The sequence below is a fragment of the Thermococcus sp. M36 genome, from assembly GCF_012027355.1.
GTDB lineage: Archaea > Methanobacteriota_B > Thermococci > Thermococcales > Thermococcaceae > Thermococcus.
Genome location: NZ_SNUH01000004.1, coordinates 1 through 22,199, shown reverse-complemented (window position 1 = coordinate 22,199; position 22,199 = coordinate 1). Strand labels below are relative to the sequence as shown.

At 50.5% G+C, this 22,199-nt stretch carries 38 protein-coding genes; 35 read left to right on the top strand and 3 right to left on the bottom strand.

The features are described 5' to 3' along the window. The first annotated feature begins 224 nt into the window (after window positions 1-224). The 18 genes from E3E36_RS11010 to E3E36_RS10925 all read left to right on the top strand — a co-directional run bounded on the left by E3E36_RS11010 (window position 225) and on the right by E3E36_RS10925 (window position 13,324). Entirely contained in the window at window positions 225-917 is a 693-nt protein-coding gene (locus tag E3E36_RS11010; RefSeq protein ID WP_167895479.1) for an integrase, read from the top strand. Window positions 918-919: 2 nt separating this feature from the next. After that, on the top strand, window positions 920-1,213 hold the full coding sequence (locus tag E3E36_RS11005; protein ID WP_206203603.1) for a hypothetical protein: 294 nt from the start codon (window positions 920-922) through the stop codon (window positions 1,211-1,213). Continuing rightward, window positions 1,210-1,401, top strand: coding sequence for a t26-2p (locus tag E3E36_RS11000; protein WP_342764411.1), 192 nt, complete (start codon window positions 1,210-1,212; stop codon window positions 1,399-1,401). The genes E3E36_RS11005 and E3E36_RS11000 overlap by 4 nt, the downstream gene beginning before the upstream one ends. A gap of 151 nt (window positions 1,402-1,552) precedes the next feature. Then, complete coding sequence (locus E3E36_RS10995; protein WP_167889334.1) at window positions 1,553-1,783, top strand: hypothetical protein; 231 nt, start codon at window positions 1,553-1,555, stop codon at window positions 1,781-1,783. 116 nt (window positions 1,784-1,899) lie between these two features. Next, entirely contained in the window at window positions 1,900-2,133 is a 234-nt protein-coding gene (locus E3E36_RS10990; RefSeq protein ID WP_240911860.1) for a hypothetical protein, read from the top strand. Between the two features lie 142 nt (window positions 2,134-2,275). Then, window positions 2,276-4,342, top strand: coding sequence for a hypothetical protein (locus E3E36_RS13250; RefSeq protein ID WP_240911859.1), 2,067 nt, complete (start codon window positions 2,276-2,278; stop codon window positions 4,340-4,342). Between the two features lie 4 nt (window positions 4,343-4,346). Beyond that, window positions 4,347-6,434: a hypothetical protein gene (locus tag E3E36_RS10980; RefSeq protein ID WP_167889328.1), complete on the top strand. Its 2,088-nt coding sequence runs from the start codon at window positions 4,347-4,349 to the stop codon at window positions 6,432-6,434. An 11-nt stretch (window positions 6,435-6,445) separates the two neighbouring features. Continuing rightward, window positions 6,446-7,012 carry a hypothetical protein gene (locus E3E36_RS10975; protein ID WP_206203602.1) on the top strand — a complete coding sequence of 189 codons (567 nt, stop codon included), beginning with the start codon at window positions 6,446-6,448 and terminating at the stop codon, window positions 7,010-7,012. A gap of 40 nt (window positions 7,013-7,052) precedes the next feature. Beyond that, window positions 7,053-7,520 carry a hypothetical protein gene (locus E3E36_RS10970; RefSeq protein WP_342764410.1) on the top strand — a complete coding sequence of 156 codons (468 nt, stop codon included), beginning with the start codon at window positions 7,053-7,055 and terminating at the stop codon, window positions 7,518-7,520. Window positions 7,521-7,597: 77 nt separating this feature from the next. Next, a complete protein-coding gene (locus E3E36_RS10965) occupies window positions 7,598-7,876 on the top strand; it encodes a hypothetical protein (protein WP_240911858.1) in 279 nt (92 codons plus the stop codon). Then, on the top strand, window positions 7,866-8,132 hold the full coding sequence (locus E3E36_RS10960) for a hypothetical protein (RefSeq protein WP_167889331.1): 267 nt from the start codon (window positions 7,866-7,868) through the stop codon (window positions 8,130-8,132). The genes E3E36_RS10965 and E3E36_RS10960 overlap by 11 nt, the downstream gene beginning before the upstream one ends. Beyond that, window positions 8,129-8,908, top strand: a complete 780-nt coding sequence (locus E3E36_RS10955) for a hypothetical protein (RefSeq protein WP_167889330.1) — start codon at window positions 8,129-8,131, stop codon at window positions 8,906-8,908. Before E3E36_RS10960 ends, E3E36_RS10955 begins: the two co-directional genes overlap by 4 nt. Before the next feature lie 86 nt (window positions 8,909-8,994). Then, window positions 8,995-9,408, top strand: a complete 414-nt coding sequence (locus E3E36_RS10950; RefSeq protein ID WP_240911857.1) for a hypothetical protein — start codon at window positions 8,995-8,997, stop codon at window positions 9,406-9,408. Between the two features lie 4 nt (window positions 9,409-9,412). After that, entirely contained in the window at window positions 9,413-9,856 is a 444-nt protein-coding gene (locus E3E36_RS10945; protein ID WP_167769444.1) for a hypothetical protein, read from the top strand. 33 nt (window positions 9,857-9,889) lie between these two features. Beyond that, the gene (locus E3E36_RS10940) at window positions 9,890-10,663 is read left to right on the top strand and encodes a hypothetical protein (RefSeq protein ID WP_240911856.1); all 774 of its coding nucleotides are present in this window, start codon (window positions 9,890-9,892) and stop codon (window positions 10,661-10,663) included. Window positions 10,664-10,819: 156 nt separating this feature from the next. Next, complete coding sequence (locus tag E3E36_RS10935; protein ID WP_167895476.1) at window positions 10,820-12,277, top strand: ATP-binding protein; 1,458 nt, start codon at window positions 10,820-10,822, stop codon at window positions 12,275-12,277. Between the two features lie 10 nt (window positions 12,278-12,287). Beyond that, window positions 12,288-13,046, top strand: a complete 759-nt coding sequence (locus tag E3E36_RS10930) for a hypothetical protein (protein WP_167895475.1) — start codon at window positions 12,288-12,290, stop codon at window positions 13,044-13,046. Window positions 13,047-13,051: 5 nt separating this feature from the next. Next, a complete protein-coding gene (locus tag E3E36_RS10925) occupies window positions 13,052-13,324 on the top strand; it encodes a hypothetical protein (RefSeq protein WP_167889325.1) in 273 nt (90 codons plus the stop codon). A gap of 89 nt (window positions 13,325-13,413) precedes the next feature. Here the strand turns inward: E3E36_RS10925 and E3E36_RS10920 are convergent, their stop codons facing one another. The 3 genes from E3E36_RS10920 to E3E36_RS10910 are packed head-to-tail and all read right to left on the bottom strand — an operon-like array spanning window position 13,414 to window position 15,568. Then, entirely contained in the window at window positions 13,414-13,938 is a 525-nt protein-coding gene (locus tag E3E36_RS10920) for a hypothetical protein (RefSeq protein WP_167889324.1), read from the bottom strand. 29 nt (window positions 13,939-13,967) lie between these two features. After that, the gene (locus E3E36_RS10915) at window positions 13,968-14,531 is read right to left on the bottom strand and encodes a hypothetical protein (protein WP_167712254.1); all 564 of its coding nucleotides are present in this window, start codon (window positions 14,529-14,531) and stop codon (window positions 13,968-13,970) included. An 11-nt stretch (window positions 14,532-14,542) separates the two neighbouring features. Further along, window positions 14,543-15,568 (bottom strand): hypothetical protein, encoded by a 1,026-nt coding sequence (locus E3E36_RS10910; RefSeq protein WP_167889323.1) that lies wholly within the window; start codon window positions 15,566-15,568, stop codon window positions 14,543-14,545. A 176-nt stretch (window positions 15,569-15,744) separates the two neighbouring features. Here E3E36_RS10910 and E3E36_RS10905 point away from each other — a divergent pair, with 176 nt between their 5' ends. From E3E36_RS10905 to E3E36_RS12910, 17 genes are all read left to right on the top strand, one after another. Further along, window positions 15,745-16,182 (top strand): AbrB/MazE/SpoVT family DNA-binding domain-containing protein, encoded by a 438-nt coding sequence (locus E3E36_RS10905; protein ID WP_167889322.1) that lies wholly within the window; start codon window positions 15,745-15,747, stop codon window positions 16,180-16,182. A 308-nt stretch (window positions 16,183-16,490) separates the two neighbouring features. Continuing rightward, window positions 16,491-16,655, top strand: a complete 165-nt coding sequence (locus E3E36_RS10900) for a hypothetical protein (protein WP_167769450.1) — start codon at window positions 16,491-16,493, stop codon at window positions 16,653-16,655. Window positions 16,656-16,840: 185 nt separating this feature from the next. Continuing rightward, window positions 16,841-17,662 (top strand): hypothetical protein, encoded by an 822-nt coding sequence (locus E3E36_RS10895; protein WP_167895474.1) that lies wholly within the window; start codon window positions 16,841-16,843, stop codon window positions 17,660-17,662. Next, a complete protein-coding gene (locus tag E3E36_RS10890; protein WP_167895473.1) occupies window positions 17,655-17,984 on the top strand; it encodes a hypothetical protein in 330 nt (109 codons plus the stop codon). The genes E3E36_RS10895 and E3E36_RS10890 overlap by 8 nt, the downstream gene beginning before the upstream one ends. 11 nt (window positions 17,985-17,995) lie before the next feature. After that, window positions 17,996-18,238, top strand: a complete 243-nt coding sequence (locus E3E36_RS10885) for a hypothetical protein (protein WP_167895472.1) — start codon at window positions 17,996-17,998, stop codon at window positions 18,236-18,238. Continuing rightward, window positions 18,235-18,435, top strand: coding sequence for a hypothetical protein (locus tag E3E36_RS10880; RefSeq protein WP_167889342.1), 201 nt, complete (start codon window positions 18,235-18,237; stop codon window positions 18,433-18,435). The genes E3E36_RS10885 and E3E36_RS10880 overlap by 4 nt, the downstream gene beginning before the upstream one ends. Continuing rightward, complete coding sequence (locus tag E3E36_RS10875) at window positions 18,432-18,848, top strand: hypothetical protein (RefSeq protein WP_167895471.1); 417 nt, start codon at window positions 18,432-18,434, stop codon at window positions 18,846-18,848. Before E3E36_RS10880 ends, E3E36_RS10875 begins: the two co-directional genes overlap by 4 nt. 187 nt (window positions 18,849-19,035) lie before the next feature. Further along, on the top strand, window positions 19,036-19,410 hold the full coding sequence (locus tag E3E36_RS10870) for a hypothetical protein (RefSeq protein ID WP_167895470.1): 375 nt from the start codon (window positions 19,036-19,038) through the stop codon (window positions 19,408-19,410). After that, window positions 19,407-19,583: a hypothetical protein gene (locus E3E36_RS10865; protein ID WP_167895469.1), complete on the top strand. Its 177-nt coding sequence runs from the start codon at window positions 19,407-19,409 to the stop codon at window positions 19,581-19,583. The genes E3E36_RS10870 and E3E36_RS10865 overlap by 4 nt, the downstream gene beginning before the upstream one ends. Next, complete coding sequence (locus tag E3E36_RS10860) at window positions 19,583-20,110, top strand: hypothetical protein (protein ID WP_206203601.1); 528 nt, start codon at window positions 19,583-19,585, stop codon at window positions 20,108-20,110. Before E3E36_RS10865 ends, E3E36_RS10860 begins: the two co-directional genes overlap by 1 nt. Before the next feature lie 6 nt (window positions 20,111-20,116). Further along, window positions 20,117-20,356 (top strand): hypothetical protein, encoded by a 240-nt coding sequence (locus E3E36_RS10855; RefSeq protein ID WP_167712319.1) that lies wholly within the window; start codon window positions 20,117-20,119, stop codon window positions 20,354-20,356. Further along, window positions 20,343-20,558: a hypothetical protein gene (locus E3E36_RS10850; RefSeq protein ID WP_167895468.1), complete on the top strand. Its 216-nt coding sequence runs from the start codon at window positions 20,343-20,345 to the stop codon at window positions 20,556-20,558. The genes E3E36_RS10855 and E3E36_RS10850 overlap by 14 nt, the downstream gene beginning before the upstream one ends. Window position 20,559: 1 nt before the next feature. Further along, window positions 20,560-20,898 (top strand): hypothetical protein, encoded by a 339-nt coding sequence (locus tag E3E36_RS10845; protein WP_167895467.1) that lies wholly within the window; start codon window positions 20,560-20,562, stop codon window positions 20,896-20,898. A gap of 33 nt (window positions 20,899-20,931) precedes the next feature. Then, window positions 20,932-21,111 (top strand): hypothetical protein, encoded by a 180-nt coding sequence (locus E3E36_RS10840; protein WP_167895466.1) that lies wholly within the window; start codon window positions 20,932-20,934, stop codon window positions 21,109-21,111. Continuing rightward, window positions 21,098-21,316, top strand: coding sequence for a hypothetical protein (locus E3E36_RS10835; RefSeq protein ID WP_167889336.1), 219 nt, complete (start codon window positions 21,098-21,100; stop codon window positions 21,314-21,316). The genes E3E36_RS10840 and E3E36_RS10835 overlap by 14 nt, the downstream gene beginning before the upstream one ends. Before the next feature lie 209 nt (window positions 21,317-21,525). Then, window positions 21,526-21,879, top strand: coding sequence for a hypothetical protein (locus E3E36_RS10830; RefSeq protein WP_167712281.1), 354 nt, complete (start codon window positions 21,526-21,528; stop codon window positions 21,877-21,879). Next, the coding region (locus tag E3E36_RS12910) for a hypothetical protein (protein WP_206203600.1) at window positions 21,876-22,199 on the top strand (324 nt) is incomplete at its 3' end. The genes E3E36_RS10830 and E3E36_RS12910, both read left to right, overlap by 4 nt.

Here is a 22,199-nt window from a genome sequence, read left to right as displayed (position 1 = left end):
TGGTGCCCCGGCCGGGATTTGAACCCGGGGCGCGGGCTCGAAAGCTACAGTCCTCCTCCCAAATGCCGCTGAATACGCTTTGGTCTCTTCACAAAGAGGCTTACCAGAAATGGCTCTCCCTTAGAGTTGCCACAGAGGAAACGAAGCGCCGTTACCCTGCCACCCTTGAGAAGTTTTTCTCAACATACACAATCCAAAGCTACGAGGATCTTCAGGAGGCGCTAATGTCAGTAGAATATAAGAGGCACATCACGAAGGCCCTCAGGAGTTTTGTGAACTTCCTCAAGAGCAGGGGAGTAATAACCCGCGAGCAGCATCTGGATCTGAAGGAAATCATCTGGACCAAGCCCGTCCAGCCGCGGAAGGTGAATGTTTCAGACGAGCAGATTAGGGCCGCTCTGGAGTACTATGAGCAGAAAGACGCCATTCTCGCGGCTATCTACAAAGCCCTCGTCTATTCCGGCCTGCGGCTTAGGGCCGTGGTCGAGCTCTTCAATGAGTATGACCCTGCGAAGCTAATTTTGCCACCTGAGCATAAGAACATAGCAAAATACCCGCTACACCGCCATAAAGGCCAGAAAAAGGCTTTCTATGCTTACCTGCCTCGCGACTTCGCGCTTTCAGAACTTGAGCAGCTTCCTCTCGACTACGAGCACGTGAAGAACAGGCTCCGCGTCAAGCTTCGTGCCGTCAGAAACACTGAGAAGAGCGTCCAGTTTTCGGCCTCGGCGGTGCGGGAGTGGTTTGCGACGTTCCTAGCAAGGCAAGGGTGCCCCTTTGAAGTCATCAACTTCATTCAGGGCCGCGCCGAGCGTGGGGTTCTCGAAAAACACTACCTGAACCTCGAGATCCTAGCCGACGAGTGGTATTCTGCGGTTGTTGACGACCTAAAAGCCGTGCTGGAGGGTGGAAAATGAATGTGGAACTCATTAACCACGCGATTGGACTCTCACTCATCGGGCTCATTACCCTGTATTTCATTAGTTTTCTTTATGACGCAATATTCCGCCCCTGGCGCCTCGTGGAGGAACAGCTCATGGACATTGAAATGCACATCGAGACGCTCAAGAGGGGCGGCTGGAGGGCGAAGCTCCACAGTTGGATTTCAATGCCGGCCTGGCGCGGTGATGTGGAAAAGCACTTGGAGTATTTGCTCGGCCTGCGCGAGCTGAAGCGGGCCGAGCTCGAGCTTTTTGAAAAGCTGAGGAGGTGAGCGGAGGAATGGCCCAATCGTCTCGGTTTGTTCGCGGAATATATATTGATTCTGAGGTTGAGAAGAGGGCAAAAGCCCTCGCGAAGGTGAAAGGAACGAGCATCAACCAGGTCTTCAGGGAGGCTGTACTAAAACTCTACAGGATAGAGCTCGGCAACACCAGGCCGGAGGACATTCTCAAAGATTAATCTCATTTTCATCTTTACGCTTAATTTAAGCTTAAAATGTTCTTATTTGCTTATAAACGCTTTTTCTCCAATCTCAAAGTAGGATGGGCCTTCCTCCGCTCAAATCACTTCTCTCAAATTCACAGCAGGGCCGAGCCGCAAGCTCCGGTGGATGGGCTGGAGCTACGGCGATGAGGCCGTCGAAAACTCCGGAGGCGGTAGTATGAAGTCTCTTGATGTGGACGGGATTGCTCGGGAGATTGAAGCCCTTGACAGGTACGCTGAGAAGCTTAGGCAGCAGATTGACGCAGCACAGCGAGAACTGATCCGCGTCACTCGCAAGAAGCAGCAACTTGTAGCTGAAGTTTCTCGCCTCAAAAAGGTAAAGGTGACGGCCGTATGAAGCCACGCAGCCTCGTCCAACTGATTCTCTTTGTTCTAATAGCAATCTCGTGGTATTTCATAGCTTGGCCCATAATGACGAAAGGGGCGCTCGCGCTCGGCGCAGTCGGCGGGCTGTTGGTTCATTGGGCGCTGACGAACAAGGGCTCAAAGGCAGTTGCCCTCATCGAGCCTTTCACGAGCGGCTGGAGGGTTCTACTGTATGACATGATGCTGTTGGCGTTCATTGCTGCGCTCTGGCAGGCGAACGGCGCGGCTCTTCTTGATGCTCTGAGGAACAGTGTTCAGAACCTCGCGCTTCTGCTCGCCCTCGTGGGCGGCATCGGGATTGACTACAGCGTGGGAGGGTGATGAAAAATGGGAGGTGGAGTGATTCAGCAAATAATACTCGCGATAATAATGACACTTCTGTCGGTTTTGGGGGTTCTGAATGGTGCGATAATCGAGAGTCTGAGAGACATTCCGCTAATAATTTGAATTTGAGGTGGTCAAAATGAAGCAATTTGGCGTTCTGCTGGCTTTGTTGGTGCTTTTCGGCATGTTGAGCGTTTCAGTAGTGCCGGTTAAGGCGGAAACAACGGCGTATAAGTTCATTATTCGTGAATACTATCTTGACACGGTCAATAAGACGGCTACGACTGTTCAGGTCTCCAGTGTCTGGCTACCATCTGGAAACACGTTAACCGTCCAGGTCGAGCCGGGGGAGAACTACATTGACTACATAATGAGCGTTTCAACGCTAGAGGACTTATACGCTCTTTTCATCTACAATAGGGCTAACAAGATGCAGTTTCAGATAGCCCTTGACAGCGTAATGACTCAGCTGGATATCACTTATACACCCCAGTCGAAGGAATACTATATTGATGGCCTTCCTGGCGTTACGAAGATTTACGCTTTTGGTATCGTGAAGGGGGCAAGTTGGATTGGCAGTAACACTTTCATAGGAGAAGTAACGCTTTCGAATGTTACAATGGTTGCCTTTGCTGGCTTTGATTTGAGGACTGATGACACAGGCGACGAGGCGGTTGGTGTTTACGGGATTCCAAACATGGATATCTATAATTGGTCTGACACTTCAACGTGGTTTGGTATTGCGGCGGTTGGTTCAAAAGCAACGTTCGGGGTTTCGGCGAATAAGGGATTACAGACCAGTCTAGTCCAGCATGCGGGAATAGCTTTGAAAATCTACGATTACTGGAACTACGTTTATACTGGTGGAGCGGCCACGATGGTCATTTTTGGAGATGAGAATACGGTAGTATCTAAATCGGGCTTTACGGTTGTGAATGAGATTGATGTTATACCCTCGGCTTTTAACGTTCAGTTCAGCATAAAAGACGGTTTCACGGGCCAAAGCCTAAGCGGCGTAACGGTGAAAGAAGGAGATACGGTTTTGGGCACGATTGACGACGGCGGGACGCTGGAGCTCACGAGGGGCACTCACACCTTGACTTTCGAGAAGCAGGGCTACTGGAGCGTTACTAAAACGATTGACGTCCAGGGCGACACGACCGTTTCAGTCGAGATGTATCCCGATTTGGCCGCCTTCAAGCTCGAAAACTTCCCTGCTGAGATTAAGACCTACCAGAACACTATCTACGAGCTGACTTTCACCCTAAGCCCAATACAGACTTCCGCGACCTATAACACCTACTTGAGTATTTCCGGCCTTTCTGATGTTATAGAAGTCCGCAAGGACGGCTCTGTCATCTCGCCCGAGGGTGGGAAATACTATCTCGGCGACATAAGCGGCCCGACACAAATTAGCATCAAGTTCAAGGCCGGCGCGGTGGGAACCCACGGCTTCACTATCACCCTCACATCAAACGACGCCATTATGTCAAAGACTTACACGACGACCAAGCAGGTGACTTACACCGTCGAGCCGCTCCCGTTCAGCGTCCAGATGCCCTCGGAGTGGCAAGTGGGCACGAATGAGCTTCGCATCTCGGAAAGTTCTGGACAGAGCTATCTAATCACTGCGGTTCTGAAGGACAGCCAAGGCAATGAAGTCTGGAGCGATTCTTATGCCTTCAGTCCGTATGAGGCCCACACTTTCACGGTCAATGTCCCGAGTGAAGGCTCCTATACACTTGAACTCACCTGGAACGGCAAGACTGCCGTCTACTCCATCCAGGTGAACCCTGCGATTACCCTCAAGACGAAGACCATTACCGTCGAGAAAGGCGGCGAGGGAGTCATCACGCTCCACCTCAAGAACCCATCGAGCGATGTCCAGTACTACACCATCAAGGTCTCTGGCGGCTTCCTGCCGAGCGAGATAAACCAGAGCATCAGCGTTGCTCCATTGACTGAAAAGGATGTTTCAATAGCCTTCGCCGTGCCGGAAGACCTCACCTACGACGCCTACGAGCTGAACGTTGCCGTCATGCAGGGCAACGCTACCGTATTCTCCGACAAGGTTGCAGTGAGCATCTCTGAGGGTTCAGGATTCACGCTCTTCGGCGGCGGAAGCAACAGCGGAAAGACGATACTCTACGTCCTCGCGGGCCTCCTCGTCCTTGGAGGAGTGGTTTGGGCGCTGAGGAGGAGGTGAGCATATGAATATCAACCTCCCGATTTCTACACCCTTTTTTGAGATTAACACAAAGAAACTAAAGAGATTTGTAATTCATCGCTTGGTTCCAGTGCTTCTTGTGGTAGCGGTAATAGCATTTCTTGCAGGGGCAGGGATTACATACGGTGTAACTCACGGTGGGGGAGAGGAGAAAAAAGCAACTACACTAGGAGAAACCGCCAATAAAAACGCAACAACGGAAGATGTAGTAAATGGAAGGGACTATGAAGAGTGGCTAAAGCTCTCCAAGGAGGCACAGCAGGAAGCGTACAAGCAGCTCGCCAAGTACACGCAGATGCTGATGAGTGATTTTGTGAGCTATGACTACCAGCAGTCAGGGTCGCTCGGAGATCTGAAGGTTCAAGTGTACGGTCCAGACAAAATCTACGGTTTCAGTGCGTTTCCAGTCCAAATCAAGATAACTGTCGATAAGAAAAAACCAGATTGGGCCTACTTGCACCTGCACAGTGTTAAAGTTTACGTCATAAACACTGAAACCGGGCAGAAAATCTGGACGAGGACGTGGTCATGGTCTGGAGACGACGTTCCCCTCCTCAACGGTGACGAATTTGTTCTTGGAACCGTCCTAAAAGTGCCTGATGATTACGCATACCTCGTAAAAAGCGCAGTTTACTCCGGAACCTTCAACAGGGCAGTATATCACAACCTAACAAACGCAGTAGTGCCACGTTTTGAAATCGGGGTCGAGATTGATGCACAAAGAGAAATGTGGGAGTGGAAGACCGCAGACAGTCAAGCAGAGTGTGACAACCTTGCTGGAAGTAAGGAGCATGTCTATGACAGTAACACTTCAACATGCTATATCCTCTCGGACATAGTCGACACAGACGTTACTGGCGAAACCACTAGCGCCTATATGCACACCTCTGGAGTCCCCGACTTTGGACAGTGGGGCAATTTAACTGCAAGTGCCCCAAAGAGCCTGTTGAACTCTGAGTACGTGGAAATGTATCAAATCTTCCAGCAGCGGCTCTATGGAGCTCTGTCTAACTTTGAAGTCATCAGTATGGCGACACCAATCCACGTAATGGACTCAACGGCAAACTGGAAGTTCATCTTTGAAGCCGTTCCAGATTACTTTGACCCGCTAACAAAAATCAACGGAAAACCACCAGTTTTTGGTGATGACTTCAGGATTGCCGTTGCGAGAATTATCAAAGGCGGACAAACTTGGGAAATAGCCTACACCAAGTCCACTAAAATGACCGACTTCACCACCTCCTATGAACTAGGCCTACCCGTTAAGTACACCTCAACAAACGACACAATAGACTACGTTGTCGCGGGCCTGGCTTACCTCGAGCTCACGCGTGATGATGGAATCAAAATCCCCGTCTGGTACATGGTTGTTCCAAAGGTCTCTGTTCAGGAAAACATTGAGATCGCGTTCAAGGACAGCAGGATAAGGCCTCTCGTTGGGTTGACAAACAAGTCCCAAGTCACTGAGGCAGACATTCAAGCGGCCCAACAGCTCGTGAATACCATCAAGCAGGAACTTGAAAAGAAGAAACTCCAGGCAGACGAGCTCCGGGCAAAGGCTGAGACAATGAATATTCCTGAAGGCATTGAGTACGCAAAGAGGGCAAAGTCAGCATATGAGAATGCAGAGAAGGGCCTCGACAAGTATCTTGACGAAGTGAAAAAGGGCAAAGACGGGAAGTGGGCACTTAACTGGCTGAACTATGCCAGAAAAATGGAAGATGCTGGCGACTTCTGGCTTAACGCAGCAATAAAAGCAACCAATGGGCTCAAGGAGCATGCAGAATGGAATGCCGAGCAGGCGCAGAACATTGAGGCCCTCGCAAAACAGTACGAACCACACTTTGACATCTATGGATTCCTCCAGAACGGGATACAGTTACCCTTCGGATTGACACTTGTGGATGTCCTCGTGATAATCATTGCAGCGGCGGTTACCTGGTTCGGCAGACAATTCCTTGGGCCAATAGGCTCGATCCTTGGATTGGTCATCCTCGTGGGATGGTTCTCCGGCAAATTCGTTGGGGAACACTTGTTGGGGGGACTTATTGACAAGCTCAAGTTTTGGTGAGGTGGTGAAAAGTGGGGAACGCAAACAAGAATGAGGAGCGGCCCGGGTTTGGAGAACGGGCCGAGAATTTCTTTTTCAACAAGCTAGGCTTCAGAATAGCAACCACTGGAATAATGGCAGCAATCGCCTGGTACGCGCAGGAGAAGAGCGTCACGATAGCAGAATTCAACGCCGCCTACGCTAGCATTCCACTCGCCGGAATACTTCTCGCAATGCTCTTCGACTACGGTCTCGATACCGGCAAACTCTACAACAGAATGCTTGGCAGGGGCAAGAGCGGGCTTTCAAAGCTCGTATTCGCGTTTGGAGCAGTGTTCGTCTTCTTCATGATGTTCACCTGGCTCCTGGCAGGGACCATCACGCTGAACCTCGCCGCGGTAACTCCAGCCACCCTCGTCGCTTCGGCCCTCGTGGCTCTCATCGTCCTCCTGCCGAATACCGGAACCAGCGAGTGGCTCCTCTGGCTCTGGATTGCAGAGACCATAGTGACTGGCGGTGCACACCTGGCAATATTCCCGGCCATCTCGCTCTTCCAGATGGCCGTTGCGACACTCCTCGGAGGTGGTGCTCTTGGTTGATATGAAGAAGTTGAACAACGTGAATTATCTCATCAAACTGGTGCTGGTAGGCCTGATAGGCGGCTTTGTCCTGAGATGGGCCACTGACCAGAACATCACAGTGAACCAGTACGTTGAAGCAGTTGCCATGACTCCAATCTACGTCATCATTGCCATCGAAGTGCTGGACAAGCTCTCCGACAAAATGGACTATGAGTTTCTCGGTTTCGCCTACGGCTCAAAGTATGGAGTTAACAAGGTCATCATGAGCCTACTAATCGCAGGAATCGGTTTCGTTGCAGTACTTTACTTCATGACAGGTACTATCTCAATGACGGTTGGAGCCTACAACACTGGAGTTCTCCTCGCCGCGGCGACCTATGCACTGTACATTGTAGCACCAGAGACGGGAGATGATGAGTTGGTAGCGTTCCTCTGGATTGCGGCCACAGTTGCGACAGGGGGCAAATACCTCGATACAGCCTTCAGCCTGCCCTTCATCTCAAACCTAATCGCAATACTGCTCTGAGGTGACTCACAATGCTCGGCAGGATTGCAGCAGCCCTCATCGCTTACCTCCTCTGCATTTTCCACTTCAGCGGCGCAATGACTTCAGTAGCCGGCCTCTTCGGCCTCACGGGATTTTGGGCGCTCTTCATTCCATCGGCCTTAATCGGCCTCGCAGTCTACAGGATCGCAGACCTGGACAGTTGGGGACTGTGGGACGCGGCCGCGTTCCTCACCATTGGCAGTATTGCAATGCTCGCAATAACTTCAAACCCACAAGCAACCGCCCTCGAGCTCGTGAAGGGCGTAACTGGCTTCGGAATCGCTGGAATCCTCGCAGGACTAAGCATGAGGGGGAGGAGTGCGTATGGACGTTAACGCTCTGATTGTAGTCGGAATAATAGCAGTAGTGGGCTTCATCCTGCTCAAGAACCTCATCAGAACGCTCGTATTTGTCGCGATAGTGGTTGCGGGGATTTACTACCTCGCAAAGGCCGGCTACCTGCCGGACAGCGTCTCTAACTTTGTGCTGAACAGCCTTTCGTTCTTTGACAAGCTCGACGTTTCGGGCTGGATTGACAAGCTTTCCACGCTCCTTGACAAGATTAAAGACCTTGGAGGTGTGTTAAGTTGAGAAAGAAGGAAAGGCAGCTCGTAACAATCGGGCTTGTGGTGCTGTTCGCGGCCATAGCCTGGTGGGCGTACAGCGGGCACGCCAGCCCTGGCGTGATCCTGAACCTCGGCGACAACACCAGCGAAGAGACTACCTACCAGCTCGCCGTGGCAAACCTGCAGGCGAGTGTTGACCAGGCGACCGGCCACGTGACCGTCTCGTTCAGCCTGACGAACGAGGAGCACTTCAACATCAGCAGCGTCGAGATCCTCTACGCGCTCAACGTCGCCGACCCGAACAACGCCACCTACACCGCCCTGAACGCCACCGCCGCCAACGGTACTTACAGCGCCGAGATTCCGGCCAGCTTCGGCGATACTGTCTATTACAAGGTCAAGGTCGTCTATGAGGGCGGAGAGCTCGTTACCGACGTTCAGACCATAACCGTGAGCGACACTACCGCTCCGACAGCTACGCTTAGCATTGACTACAACGCCACGACCGGCAACGCGACCATCACCATCAACGCCAGCGACAACGACGCCATAGACAAGGTCGTTCTCTTCTATGCAGTCACCGCAGACGGCAACCTGACCAACGTGACCTTCAGCAACGTCACCCTCAACGTCAGCCCGTACACCTACACGCTCACCGTCGACAGCAACACCACTGACACGACTTACTACTACCTCGACGTCTACGCGGAAGTCTATGACCTGAGCAGCAACATGGCCAGAGTGCCGGCCAACGGCACCGTCCAGCTCTACGCGAACGAGACTAAGACCATAACCGGTTGAGGTGGGCCGAAATGTACGCCCACCGCCCCTCTCCTTCATTTTCCAAAATTATTTTCCGCCTGTTTTCGCTAGTTAGCATAATTTTTTTGCTCCATTTCAGCTATTCGACATTTGCCGAGCACGACCCGCTGAAAGAAAGACTGTACGAGCTCGGTTATCCTGAAAGCGGCTACATCTTCACCAACGACACAATACGGTGGGCCGACGGACATCTAACTGTCTTCCAAGGTGCCTACGTGGAGGACTACCCGATCACCGCCGAGCAGGCGTACGAGATTGCGAGAAACTACCTCGCGAGCTACAACAAGAAGCTGAAAGAATACGACTCCAGCTACTACCTCGAGCCCGAGAAGAAGAGCCTCACGGAAAAGGAGGAAGATAGCAACAAGTATTGGGTTTTTGAGGTCTACCTGCACGCTGGCGGGAACAATGTATTCGCAGGCTTCGCTTACGTCAATCGCAAAACTGGCACGGTAAAGATGAAGGGGCTGTTGGGGTGAGAGTATGAGGCCTTGGAGCGTTCTTGCAGTTCTAGTTCTGATTTTAGGGACAGCGGCCTCGGCCGGCTGCATTAGGCAGGAAGGGGGCTTCATCATCATTGACTTCAACAACGAGACCATCTCCGTGCCAATCCCCACAAACCTGACTAACGTGACTAACCAAACAAACTCGACTGAGAAGCTGTATACGTACGACTACGAGCTCTACGGAAACCAAGAATTAGTCATCACAGACATTAACTACAGCATCACAGTCGATTACGACGCTTCAAAAGGCAAATTCTTCTTCATAACGACAGACGGCGTCTATTGGGCCCCGCTGAACGCCACGATTGATAATATTCACATCTACGGCGTCGGAGTGACAGTAGGGCTTGAGACTCCCCCACTCGCAAGGGTGAACATAACCAGCACGAGAGAACTCGAAATTATCATCCGCGACAGGTGATGCAGAATGAAGTTCATACATACGAAGAAATTTTTGCCTATATTCATATTATGTATACTAGGACTAAGCACAGTTTCGGCAACAACCCTATACAGCTGGAACGGCAAGCTCGGGCCAGGGGACAAGATTCTCGTCAACAACTTGATAATCTCACTCGACACGGACAGGAACAGCGGAGAAATCGCATTAATCATTAAAAACAGCACTAACGTCATTGCAATTCTTAAGAACGGGCAGTTCATCAAAGTCAAAGATCTGACTATCTCATTCAACGCGGCCGGAGAGTACAGCATTGTCTCCGTGACAGGCAGGGAGTTCTTCAACGTCGTGATACCAACATCAGGCCAGCCAAATAATCTCGAAGCGTTGAAAGAAGAGAACAAGAAACTAGAAGCACAGGTCCAACAGCTCAAAGACGAAAACACAAAGCTCAAGCAGCGCGTTTCAGAGCTTGAAAAGCAGCTGAAGAACCAGCCCAACACCGCCGAGCTCCAGACAAAGCTCGTGAACCTCACGAAAGAAAACCGCGAGCTCAAAGCCGAACTGAAGAACCTCACAGACAAGTACAACGCCCTCAAGGCCAAGGCCGACTTTCTGAGTCAGCAGAACGAGGAGTACCGGACTATGATTCAGAACCTTCTCAAGGAGACAGCGCAAGGGAGCGAGCAGGACTACATTGAGCAGGCAAAGAAAGAACGCCTCATCGGTTCTGTCATCATCAAAACCTTAGTAGTAGCCCTGGTGGTTGTAGGGCTGATTGGATACGGCCTGTACAGGAAAAAGAGAGGGTGGGAGTATCCGCTATAATGTCCGCTCCGAGGAGGAGTGGGCAGTAAGGGGGTGTTAACTGCACACGGAGGAAAACGCTCCATTGGGGGAATAAAGCCGTCTAAGGCTCCCTAAGAAAATGTGCAGTGGGGGCCTAATTTTTGTTAAGAATAAACGACACGGAGGTTTGGGATAGTGGAGAGTACACACTCGAACTGGTGGGTTCCAGATGACTTCCTCGCTCGCCTGCGGAAGAAGGTCAGTCCAGAAAAGCTAGCCCAATACGGCATGAACGACATACGCCAAGCCTACTACGGCCCTTACCTAGGCCTGAGGCTCGACGACGGCAGCAGAGCGCCGCAGTTCCTCCCCTACAAAGCAGGCTTCGCCAGCCACATCCTATTCCTCGGCAGGAGCGGCTACGGAAAGACCAGCATCATGAGGGCCCTTGCAGAGGGACTCTACGACTACTTCTACCTGAACGGCAGAAAGGCCCTCATCATAGTCATTGAGGCAAAATACGACAAGCCAAAAGTCCAGAAGCTCAAAGAGTTCAGGAACTACATCGTCGACCACTTCGGCTACGACTACCTCCAAGAAAACTACCCCTGGCTTGAGAGCTACCTACAAGACTACTACAGGAAGAGACCACTCCTTGGCAAGATTGGAGACTTCGCCTTCGGCTGGCCCAACGTTGAGGGCATGATGACCAAAGTCGATGCAAACCACAACCAGTTCCAGAGGCACCGGCTTAAGCCTGCGATCTACCCCTCCACCAGGATAGTCTTCCGGCCCACGAGGGACCTAAGCCTCATAGCCAAGGACAACGGTATGAACGTCCAAGTGGTCGAGGGGAAGCTCAGCTACGACCGCCTCGAGGTGAAGGACCTTATCAAGTTCATGTACGTGAACACTCAGACCAACTACATGCGCCTCCTCGACATCTATTGGGGCCAGAAGAGAATCAGAGACCCTGACCGCTTCTTGAAGGAAGTCATCAGGAACGAGTACCCGCCGAGGCCAGGCGAGACCGTCGAGGACGTCCTGAAGAACTCCCGCGACAGGACGATCGCTAACCTGAGAACCCTTATGACCAAGCTGAAGAGCGACAGGCTCTTCACGAGCGACCCAAAAGAAGAGTTCGTCAGGAAACTAACTCCAGATAGAATCAATGTCATAGACTTCTCCGCGAACTCCCACCTGAGCGAGGAAGAAGAGGCCGTCATCTTCCACAACCTCGTGAGCTACGTCACCGACGAATTCCTCCTCAAGTGGGACATTCCAGTAATCATCATAGCGGACGAGATCCAGAACCTCGCGAGGCATGCCCTCGGCTTAGCAGCCATCAACAAGATATACCGAGAAGGCCGCTCCCTGGAGATCTCCCTGGTTTCTGGCACCCAATACCTCTCGGGCCTGAGCAAGGACCTCGTTAGGGGAGCGACCCACATCGGCATAGTGGGCAGGCTGGCCTCGGAGAAAGATGCAGAGCTTCTCGAAGAGATTCTTGACGAGCGCTTTGATAACGGCAGGAAGCCCCGCTCCCTCGAGGAGCTGTTTAGAATCAGAAAAGCCCGGCGCGGGAAGGGTAAATTCTCGATAGATTGCGAATACACGTTTAGCATTGAATATCGCGTTCCCAAAACCCTGTGAGGTGGTGAAAATGGGGTTGTTTGACAGGTTTAGGAGGGAAAAGAAGAAGCAGAGGGTGAAAGTCCAGATAGGAGCTCTTGACCAAGTTGAGGTTATCCCACTCCATGAAGACGAGAGGGGGGGCGTTTACGAGGAAGTGCAGAAGGCCGTCGTCCAGCGGCTCGAAGAGCAGAGGAGGCTCAACGAGCAGCTCGCCCAAATCTACAACCTCGACCAGAAGGTCATCGTCTGGTTCGACGGCAAAGAGCCGAGGCCCAAAGGCTACCCCATAGCCATGCGCAAGGACCTCGACGAGTACGTAATACTCTACCAGGTCCGCCCACCCGACTGGCTCGACAGCATCTGGTACTCCCTCGGGAGGATATTCGGCAAGAGGCCGCCGCAGAAGCTCATCAGAGTCCACGAAAGCCAGGTCTGGTTCGGCAGGGAGATGATACTCATCCACGCCAGCGCTTTCGAAGTCAACCACATCGGCGAGGAGATCGCCCTGCCCCTTGAGAGGGACGTCCTTAGAGTCGAGCTCTGGAAGGAGATGAAAGCCTCCCGCGACGCCTGGAGGGCTGCGTACATGAACCTCGCCAGGCAGGTGGCGAAGGCTACCGACCTGGCACTCAAGATCAACCCCAACGCAAAGCTCTACAACAAGACCAAGATGGACATCTACGACAAGAGCGGGAAGAGGAAGATCGCCAGCATAGACGACGCGAGCGGGCTTACGTGGGGTGGACTGCTCAAGAAGTCCGACTTTGAGACTGAGTTCGAGGAGTGAGGGGTATGGAAGCAGAAGCTGTCAACGGGCCGATCAGCATAAAAATGCCAGATAATAGGACGAACAACAACCCTAACGATAGCAAGACAACATCGGAAGAAAACCTCAAGGCAACCATCAACCAGGAAATCTACAACAACATGAGGTTCTACATGAAGATGCTCTACGAGAACGCAGCCACCGAGACCGACGTTATCCTACTCAAAGCCCTCTGGAGGGAGATAAAGAGAATGATGAAGATAAACGGGATTGAGATCGAGGAGAAAAAACAAAAGTAGCGCCATATCACTGCTAAGAGATATTACAGGATATTTGAATCTCTATCTCTTTATATTTTTACTGAAGACTTCATCTCTTTGTCCTTTTCTTAACGTTTCAAACCTCTTCTTTTGAGATTTACGTAATTATCGGCTATTGTTATTAGTATTCTTCTTAGAAGATATAATGTTAATTCACCCTTAATTTCTTCTATTTTAAGGACATCTTTTCTCTTTTGGGCATCATCTAACTCTTTTTTTAATCTTCCTATTTCACTTGAAATTTCCCCTTCTTTGACAATAGATACTTGGAGATGTCCCAATCTACTTACAACCTCCCCCCATAACTTATCATCTACGATTATTTCCAAGGCAAATTGGCCATAATGCCCAAGTTCTTCCCAAAAATAGTGGTCGATCTTAGTATAATATCTAATTGCAAAATTATATTTTTTCCCTGCTTTTTCGAGACTTTTCCTGAATTCCTCTAGATATTTGTTCCTATTTTCTGTTATCTCTCGAAAATGCCTAATGTTTCCCCAAAATTCCTTTGCTATCTCAACCCAATCCATGTAGTATATGACAACCATTGCAGCGGCGTTATAACTTTCATCTACCGCTATTATAAAGACCAATGTTTAACACCTCACAGTAATAGTTGTGACTAATTACATTTGACATACTGCCTCATATCACTGTCTCTTAGGTTAGTGATAGATTTATGTACTGATTCCTTTTTCTTGGGCAAATTTGATTTGATCAAATAATACCATACCACCACAACGAAAGTATTTGCCAAGGTGTACCTGAAGCTTAACTTGAGCGCTTGATTTGACATAGCAATTAAGTAGAAGTCCAAAAAATATCCAGCAACCAATGCTGAAAGGATTGTTCTATGAAAAGTGTTTGGAATCTTGGGGGTCACTCTCATGAATGAAAACAATTGGGGCATTAAAACAGGTACTATCAACGAAATAATAACCCAATTTTCAACTGATCGATCTACAGCCAAAATTCCTGATGACCAGATATATCCCAACACCTTAGCAAAAGCTAAATTTAATCCAGTAAATGTAGAAAATAAAAAGATCAGTGACCATTTTATAAATGATTCAAGAGAGGTATGGGCTTTTCGTGGATGTTCTTCAACAAACTTTGCAATCTGGTTATTTACTATCAGTAATACCCCATAAGCACTAAGGGCAGCTAATCCATTTGAAAGATCCATTTGATACACCCTCATCGTATTATTATCTTCCTCCTGGCATCCTTGATAATAATCTCTCTCGAGCGGCCTTTTTTCTTGATGTCTCCTTCTAGCACTACAACCTCAGCCCCAAGCTGGCGAAGCTTCTTGATGTAACTGTCAATGTTTACATTAGCTCCAACGTCGAGGATAACTGCGATGACTTCATCAAAATACTCGACGTAATCCAAGACCTGGCCAACTAACCGCTGAAGCTTGCTCCTGCTCTCTGCAATCTTTATCTCGATTCCAACTCTACCATCAATGGCGATGTCAATCTTTTGGTCTCCAACCGGATACTGGCGAACAACACGCCTTCCAAGGCGTGCCTTGAGGTACTGGTAAAGCTGTTTCTCAAGATCCTCCTCATCCCGTACAGTTTCAGGTTCGAAGTCAAAGAGAATGTCCACGATGTCAGGCTCAGGCTGATAATCGGCTTCCTCAAGCGAGTACTCCTCAAGATCTTCTCCACCTAGAGATTCAACAGTCTCCTCCTCAAGCTCGATAGTGGCAACCTCGTCGGACTCTTTTCCAAAAAGTTGGGCCTTGTATTCATCAAGCTCTCTCTGTTTTTGTGCCTTGAAGGCCTTTAGGGCTTCATTGGCTTCTTCAAGCCACTTTTGAAAGTGCTGGACCACATGACGAGACTTAACTTTATACCTCTTTGCAACTTCAGCAACTTCCTCAAGAGTTAGATGACCCGCTATAACATCAATTAGCTCATCTTTATTTCGTATCTTGTAACGGCGTTCTTCTCCATTAACGATTTGTGTTCGATAAGTGGGAATACCCTTAGCAGCACAAACAGCCTCAAGCTGTCTCATCTTGAGCTGAGAAAGGATTTCCCGTTTAGATTCGAATTCCTTTCGTGTAACTTCTTCCCTAAACCTCCGTTCAGCTTCAGCAATTTCTCTCTTAATTTCAAGGGCCTTTGCTCGGTATTTGGCCTCCTTTGCCGCGCGATCCATTGCCCTCTTAGTTGCGTCCCCAACCTTCTTGAGGAAGTCACCGAGCCCCATAAGCATCACCTTATCCCTATTCCTTACGAAAAGATTACTCCAAACTAAATTAAAAGTATTGTGGACGAACCTCACAGAGGCGGGTAAAAATCCCACACACGGGAAAATTTCTCAAACCTTTTAAACAATTATACCGTAAGAACCATTCGTAAAATCAGCACTCCCGAGGTGAGCCAATGAAAGAAAGCAAAGAACCACTAGCGAAGTTTCATACCAAGATAAATGTGAAGGGTCAAATAGTCCTGCCTAAAAGAGATCGGGAAGTTTTAGGGTTAACCAAGGACGATGTTGTTGAGATCATCGTCCGAAAGATTGAAACTTCTAGGACTGAAATCAAGATATTAGGGACTGCATACGTGGTTGCAAAATTAAGCTCTCGTGGCCTGATAACCATTCCAGAGGAGGTCAGGACAGAGTTAAAAATAACTGAAAGCTCTATCCTTGAGATATTGCTAGTAGGATTCCACAAGTTTGAGGATTTAATCAGTCCTAAAGGCAAGCAATTGCTTTCAAAGCTTAGCTCCAAACCATTCCGGATTCTCAGACCAGACGAAGAAATAATCTTGCTCGAAAAAGCCAACGCTCATTATTCTTATTCTATCTTAGAGAGTTAGTTATATACATATCTATAGCCTCCAAAAAAGAAGAAAGTATATCAGAGATTTGTTCTCGTTCTCCTCCGAAATTACTTGGATTTTGATATTCGTTTAATGTGCTACAAAATTCATTCCCTTTTCTCTGCAGTTAAGTAACGTGTGCCAATTTTGTAGCACAAAAATTCAGCTTCTGAACAATTTTCATACTTGGTATGAAATTTTCATATTGAACTGAACGTTCGACCAAAAATAATGCCGAAAGGATTTTATAGTTTGGTATGAATATTTCTTACGTAAGATTTATTCATACAATTGAGGTGATATCGATGAGCGGGCGTCCTCGCAAGTACGAGGGTCCTGTAAAGAGGTTTGAGGCATGGATCCCCTATGAAGTCTACAAAGAGATGGAAGAAGAAAAGCGACGTCGTGGCATCTCCTGGCCAGAACTTGTTCTAGACATGTGGGAGAAGTACAAAACTACAAGAGAGTGATCTTCATGAGGTATACCGGGCCGAGAACAGGAACAGGCAGACCTCGAAAATGGGACGAACCCACAATTCATGTCTCAATGAGATTACCTTATTCAGTACTCCAACAGATCGATGAAATGACTCGGCCCGGTATCTCGCGCACAGACGTCATCGTTTCTTTGGTTCAAGCAGCTTCTAATGCTGAGGTGGCAAAGTATATTCTGCGTATCAAAGAACTTGAGATGGCTTTGAAACAGGAGAGGGAAGAAAAACAGGCCCTTCTTGAGGAGCGCGAGAAACTCCTCGCCAGGATCGAGAGGCTCGAACTTGAGCTTGAGGCCCTCAAGCAGGGCCGCTCCGTGAGGTCATACCAGGACGCGCTCAAGCTCAAGGAGCTGGCCAAGAACGCCCGCGAGGGCGTCAGCTGGAAGGCCCTCTGTGCTGAGGTTCTCGGCCTCCGCGATGAGGGCAAGATCAAGGACCTCATGAAGCTGGCTTTTGTCGTCAGGAAGAACGAGCGCAACACCTGGCCAGGCAAGTTCTATCCCAAGGACATCGCGGAAGAGTTCCATGGTTGGGTCCTCATGCGCCCGAAGGACCGCCAGGTCGCGGACATCATTGACTACGTGCTCTACCGCGAGGACACGCTGAAGGCTGCAAAGGGCCTGGCGGTCGGTGAGGCCGCGAAGGAGAGGGTCCCCGAAGTCAAGCCGCTCAAGACTGGAAAAGCCGCAGAGCGCTGGATTGAGACGTTCTTTAGGGTCGTCTACCACGACTACATGGCGCTCATCAACCAGAAGCGCGGCAAGGACGCGAAGAAGTACCTGGAAGAGAAGGTCCCTGAGAAGCTGGAGAAGGTCCTGGCGGACATCGACCCGACCGAGTGGCGTCAGGCAGTTCTGGCAGTTCTGGAGGCACACGAGGAGGATTGGGGTGATGTTTTCGTTTCTAACCTCAGGCGCGTTGCCCTGCGCGTTTTGGGGGAGTTTTCACGCGCACCCGTCATGGAGGTGAAGGCCGATGTCTGAGGTGTTGTTTGATGAACGCAGTTTAGAGCTGGCCGGAACAGGCCCCGGGTGGGTAACCCTTGCGGAGTGCAGGCTGAAGTCCTCGCGGAGGGGAATTGAGCTCGTCAGCGTCAGCAATGTATGGGAGACCGTCTACGTGGACGACCCGGCGTGGGTCAGGGAGGAGCTCGAGGTTTGGGGCATCAGGAAGAGGTTCAGGGCCCGCTTCTACCGCTGGAGGGGGTTCAGGGACGAGGACGGCGAGTCCGCGCCGGACCTGAACAGGTGGTATATTGCAGTCTCAGACCTTGAGGAGGCTGGAGAGCTTGAGCTCTGGTTCTGAGGTGAAGGCCGATGTCTGAGGTTGTGGATTTTTGGAATTGGGTCGCTTCGGAGAAGGCCCGGGATAGGGCCCTCGAGCGGGCCGAGGAACCGCCTGACATCATCACCTGGCTCGAGCGGGAGATTGAGACGGCTAGGGAAACCGCGTTCTCCCTCAACCTTCGCGGGGAGAACGGCGCGGAGTACTGGACGGGCTACGCGGACGCGCTGGAAGACCTGTTGAAGAAAATCCAGAGGCGGGAGGTGAGGGCATGAGAAGGTATTGTTACATCACGTGGGGATGGATCAATGGAAAAAGGAGGATTGCGCTTGGGAAACAGTCGACGCATGAGATCGTGGATGAGGAGGGTAAGCTTGCATTGTTTGTCAAAGAGCGCGTCGAAAAGCTCCCACGCCCGATGACTCCAGAAGAAGTTGTCGAATTCTTAGAGCGCCGGGAGGTGAGGGCATGAGTGAGGAATTGATGTTTGGTCGTGTCGTGGAGTATGTTCAGCATAGTTTCTACAAGAAACCGTTTCCTCTTGGCAGTGAGCTCAAGAATGCAGTAGAGAAGGTTATGGAAACAGGAGAGGCGCAAGTAATAGACAAAGGTTGGGGGCAGTATATCGTAGAGAGTACAGAGCGTGGAATCAGGATCAAGGTCAGAGCCCACGTGGCAACTTTTGAGGTTCTGACAAAAGACTATGTTCGTGAGAAATACAAAGACATCATAGAGTTCATGAGGGAGAAAGGGACAGTATCGAGAAAGGAACTGCGGAAGAAGTTCTTCTTGCTTGCTGACGAGTTCATTGAAGCGGCGAAAGTGACTGGAATAGTCCGGAGCACTTCTCGGGGATACAGGTTAGTGGAGGAGGGTCGCTCATGAGGGACTGGTCTCTCCTCCGCGTCCGCGCTCTTGAGCTTGCCAGGCGGGGTTGGGTCAGCCCTTCAGAGCTGGCTCGGGAGTTGCACATCGACATTGACGATGCTCACGCGCTCCTGGACGACCTCTCCCGCCACGGCCTCGTCTTCAGGGACGGGCCCTTAGCGATCGCGAGGGAGGGGATTGTGGCATGAGGGATTATGTCCGCATTGATCTCGGAGAGGTTGGGCCGGGTCGCTTTCGCTGGCTCGCACTCGGAAAAGACTCCGAACAGTACCAGGACGGGACGTACTGGCTCCAGGAGATAATCAGTCACAAGTCAAAGTTCAGGGAATTCGGCGAGCGCATGAGGTTTGAGCGGTTCTTTACCCTCTTAGATTATCTTGGCGAGAATTACGGGTTTAGGGCCATGTTAAAGCTGAGGTACCTGCTTCACTGTGCGGGGTATAGAGAAGAGTGGGACATGGAGCTCAGGATTCTTGAGCGCTGGATTCGGGAGCACCTGGTGACGAAGCCGACTCCATCACGGTCCCGCCAGGTCACCCTCGCGGAGGTGTTGTCATGAGGGTGCAGTCCTTCGTCCGGGCCGATACCCTCTACGTGAAGATGCGCTGCCCTCGTTGCGGGCATTGGGTTGAGGGCAAGAGAGGGGCTCCGCTGTACTGCCACCACTGCGGCGCGCTCTTCGACCAGAGCGGGCAGGTCCTCCTCGTAATTCACGAGGTGGAGGGGTTCTGATGGTGGCGGCTCGGGCGGAGATGATTCAGCTTTCCGCGGACGCTGGAAGGCCGATTTACAAGCCTTTCTTTGATTACATGCGGCGCTCGCTGATGGATATGGAGAACAGGTACCTCTTCAGTGACTTGATTGAGTACCTGTTTCCTGGCGAGTTCGCACTTTATGACGTTGACTCAGTACTCTTTAGTAAGGAGTCGAGGGAGCCAGTTGCTGCCTTCGAGTTGAAGAAGAAGAGCTGGCGGACGGCTCAGGAGGCTTGGAGTGCTGGAGAGCTTGAGGTGAATGGGTACCAGTTTCTCAGGCTCAAGAGGTTGGCGAGGAGGTTTAGCGTGCCTTTGTTTTACTTTGTTTGGGTTGGCGGGAAGTTTGTGGTTTTCAGGGTTGATGAGGTTTGGGCTGATTTGGAGCGGAGGTATGGGGGGACTTCTGCGGAGGATTTGTACGCTGTGATATCGCTTGAAGATGTGGAGGTTGCTGAGGACTTCATTGAGCTGAGGAAGATAATGAAGGAGGTATTGGGGAGGTGACGGGGCGTGGAGTTTGAGTTGGAAAAGTTGGAACAATACGCGAGGAAATTTGAGGGCGGTATGCTATACAAGCCGCTTGAGTACGTGCGCAGAATCTATCTCAATAATGAACTCACTAAAGAAGAGTTAGGGATGCTCAAGGAGCTGGAACGAGCAATAGAAGAAGCGGACATCATGCTAGACGGGCTTTCTGAGAAGATCAGGAAAGTCGTCAGCCACTTCAAGGAGCGTGGTGGCAGTGAGTGAGTTCCGCATGAGGACTTTTGAGGAGTTGTACAAGGACTTGCTCGCGATTTACGAGCTTGCTGATGAGGCCCTGCAGTACAGGATTCCAAAGAGCGTGGAGTACGATTTGAAGGGCATTCAAAGAATCGCATGGGATTGGATAGAGTGGATCGAGAAGTTAGAGGAGCATATTCAAGAGAAAAAGGGTGAGGTGCATGGTTGAGGTGAGGACCTTCACGGACTTGAAGGAGGACATGGTTGAACTGCTGAAACTGTTCCACATGATTTCGCGGTACAAGACTCTTCCCGAGGGTGCCAGGCTTCTCCTCGAGGAGGCGTGGACTCTTGTCGAGGACTGGAGGGATTGGGCAGACGAAGCGGACAGGGTCATGGATAAACTTGATGAACTCGCGAGGGCTGAGGTTGAGGCCCACTATGAGAAGTACTTCAGTGTAGTCCAGGAGGACGAGAATGGCTGCGTGTGGGTCCCGCTCGGTGAGATCTATACCGCAGTCATGAGGGCAAGGCGTGAGGTGAAGGAGAGTGCAGGGATTGAAGAATAATAACAGCCCCTGTATGGGGGAGGTGACGGGGCGATGGCGGCAAAAGATGTGGATGAGGTATTAGCTCGTATTGAACGCAGAATACAAGAGACTCTTTCGTATATTGCAGTAACGCCTATTCCCGGAACACACCCTATGGAACGCAAGGGTGCGATTGAAGCACTCAAATACGTACTCAAGATTATCGAGGAGGAGCGTGGTGGCGGTGAGTAAGTTGTTTTTGGTGGCAGATGAGAACATTGATGTTTCGATGATAGTTGTAGCAGATACTGCGGAAGAGGCGAGAAGAATCGTTGAAGAGTACCTCTCTGAGCGTGGCTGGACAGTTGAACAGTTCTTTGGAGGGGAGCCTTACATTGACGAACTTGAGCTCAAGGAAAAGGAAGTTATTTGCATTGACACGGGGGTGGAATGGTGAGCGTTAACTTTCATACGTATGTTAACAGCGATAATAACAGCCTCTGTATAGTATCCGTCTTTCCAAAACATCTTCCTCAAATGACCAAGGACAAACGGCACAAATCCAGAATACTTGCACCACCGTGCAGTATTCACCCCCAACTCGCGAACCGCGTTTCAAATGATAATTTTAAGCCCGTCGCAGTTAATAACTGAGGTGGTGTGAGTATGCCGAGACGAAGGCGCCTTCCTGAGGTTGTGACCATCAAAATGCCTGTCCTGGTTCAGCCTCGCGATGTCTTCGAGGTTGTTTTTGAAAGTGAGGAAGCCAGGAAGATGGCCGAGGAGATTGTCGAGTACATCAAGAAGAACGGGCGCATGGGTTGGGACGAGTACAAGGACCTCTTCCCACCCGAAAAGCATTATCTTTACTTCCGCGTCATCAAGAGGCTTGAGGCTCTTGGCTTCATCAGCAGAGGAGCTTACCACACGTACATTCTCTCGAAGAAGTTCACTGACAGAATGGAATACCTCGGCAAACTCTGGCTTTTCAAGATGGGGAAAGTCGAGGAAATCTGGTGAGCCTCATGACCGCAATGGCTATAACAATGGGGCACCAAATTTTCCAGTGTAGCCACATGTGGCCATGTGTGGCCACACAAAACGAACCTTGGAGAGTGCTTTATATGCCCCAAAGAAGGCCGAGAAGGCGTAGAATTCCAGTGCATATTACTTTGGATCCAGAGGTCCTCAAACTCCTGGACAGCGCGACTTATAACAGGTCTCGTTTCATTGAAGATGCCGTTTTAGAGCGGCTCTCAACGATAGAAGGGCGTGGAGTTGAGAGAAGTGCGATTATGGTGCCCCGGCCGGGATTTGAACCCGGGGCGCGGGCTCGAAAG

Excerpts from the sequence above, each read along its gene's own strand:
- E3E36_RS10875 (WP_167895471.1), top strand. The coding sequence starts at position 18,432 with ATGAGTGAGGAATTGATGTTTGGTCGTGTCGTGGAGTATGTTCAGCAT.
- E3E36_RS10915 (WP_167712254.1), bottom strand. The coding sequence starts at position 14,531 with ATGGATCTTTCAAATGGATTAGCTGCCCTTAGTGCTTATGGGGTATTA.
- E3E36_RS10980 (WP_167889328.1), top strand. The coding sequence starts at position 4,347 with ATGAATATCAACCTCCCGATTTCTACACCCTTTTTTGAGATTAACACA.
- E3E36_RS10910 (WP_167889323.1), bottom strand. The coding sequence starts at position 15,568 with ATGGGGCTCGGTGACTTCCTCAAGAAGGTTGGGGACGCAACTAAGAGG.
- E3E36_RS13250 (WP_240911859.1), top strand. The coding sequence starts at position 2,276 with ATGAAGCAATTTGGCGTTCTGCTGGCTTTGTTGGTGCTTTTCGGCATG.
- E3E36_RS10880 (WP_167889342.1), top strand. The coding sequence starts at position 18,235 with ATGAGAAGGTATTGTTACATCACGTGGGGATGGATCAATGGAAAAAGG.
- E3E36_RS10945 (WP_167769444.1), top strand. The coding sequence starts at position 9,413 with ATGAGGCCTTGGAGCGTTCTTGCAGTTCTAGTTCTGATTTTAGGGACA.
- E3E36_RS10925 (WP_167889325.1), top strand. The coding sequence starts at position 13,052 with ATGGAAGCAGAAGCTGTCAACGGGCCGATCAGCATAAAAATGCCAGAT.
- E3E36_RS10965 (WP_240911858.1), top strand. The coding sequence starts at position 7,598 with ATGACTTCAGTAGCCGGCCTCTTCGGCCTCACGGGATTTTGGGCGCTC.
- E3E36_RS10960 (WP_167889331.1), top strand. The coding sequence starts at position 7,866 with ATGGACGTTAACGCTCTGATTGTAGTCGGAATAATAGCAGTAGTGGGC.
- E3E36_RS10865 (WP_167895469.1), top strand. The coding sequence starts at position 19,407 with ATGAGGGTGCAGTCCTTCGTCCGGGCCGATACCCTCTACGTGAAGATG.
- E3E36_RS11010 (WP_167895479.1), top strand. The coding sequence starts at position 225 with ATGTCAGTAGAATATAAGAGGCACATCACGAAGGCCCTCAGGAGTTTT.
- E3E36_RS10870 (WP_167895470.1), top strand. The coding sequence starts at position 19,036 with ATGAGGGATTATGTCCGCATTGATCTCGGAGAGGTTGGGCCGGGTCGC.
- E3E36_RS10930 (WP_167895475.1), top strand. The coding sequence starts at position 12,288 with ATGGGGTTGTTTGACAGGTTTAGGAGGGAAAAGAAGAAGCAGAGGGTG.
- E3E36_RS10860 (WP_206203601.1), top strand. The coding sequence starts at position 19,583 with ATGGTGGCGGCTCGGGCGGAGATGATTCAGCTTTCCGCGGACGCTGGA.
- E3E36_RS10840 (WP_167895466.1), top strand. The coding sequence starts at position 20,932 with ATGGCGGCAAAAGATGTGGATGAGGTATTAGCTCGTATTGAACGCAGA.
- E3E36_RS10900 (WP_167769450.1), top strand. The coding sequence starts at position 16,491 with ATGAGCGGGCGTCCTCGCAAGTACGAGGGTCCTGTAAAGAGGTTTGAG.
- E3E36_RS10995 (WP_167889334.1), top strand. The coding sequence starts at position 1,553 with ATGGGCTGGAGCTACGGCGATGAGGCCGTCGAAAACTCCGGAGGCGGT.
- E3E36_RS10830 (WP_167712281.1), top strand. The coding sequence starts at position 21,526 with ATGCCGAGACGAAGGCGCCTTCCTGAGGTTGTGACCATCAAAATGCCT.
- E3E36_RS10905 (WP_167889322.1), top strand. The coding sequence starts at position 15,745 with ATGAAAGAAAGCAAAGAACCACTAGCGAAGTTTCATACCAAGATAAAT.
- E3E36_RS10885 (WP_167895472.1), top strand. The coding sequence starts at position 17,996 with ATGTCTGAGGTTGTGGATTTTTGGAATTGGGTCGCTTCGGAGAAGGCC.
- E3E36_RS10890 (WP_167895473.1), top strand. The coding sequence starts at position 17,655 with ATGTCTGAGGTGTTGTTTGATGAACGCAGTTTAGAGCTGGCCGGAACA.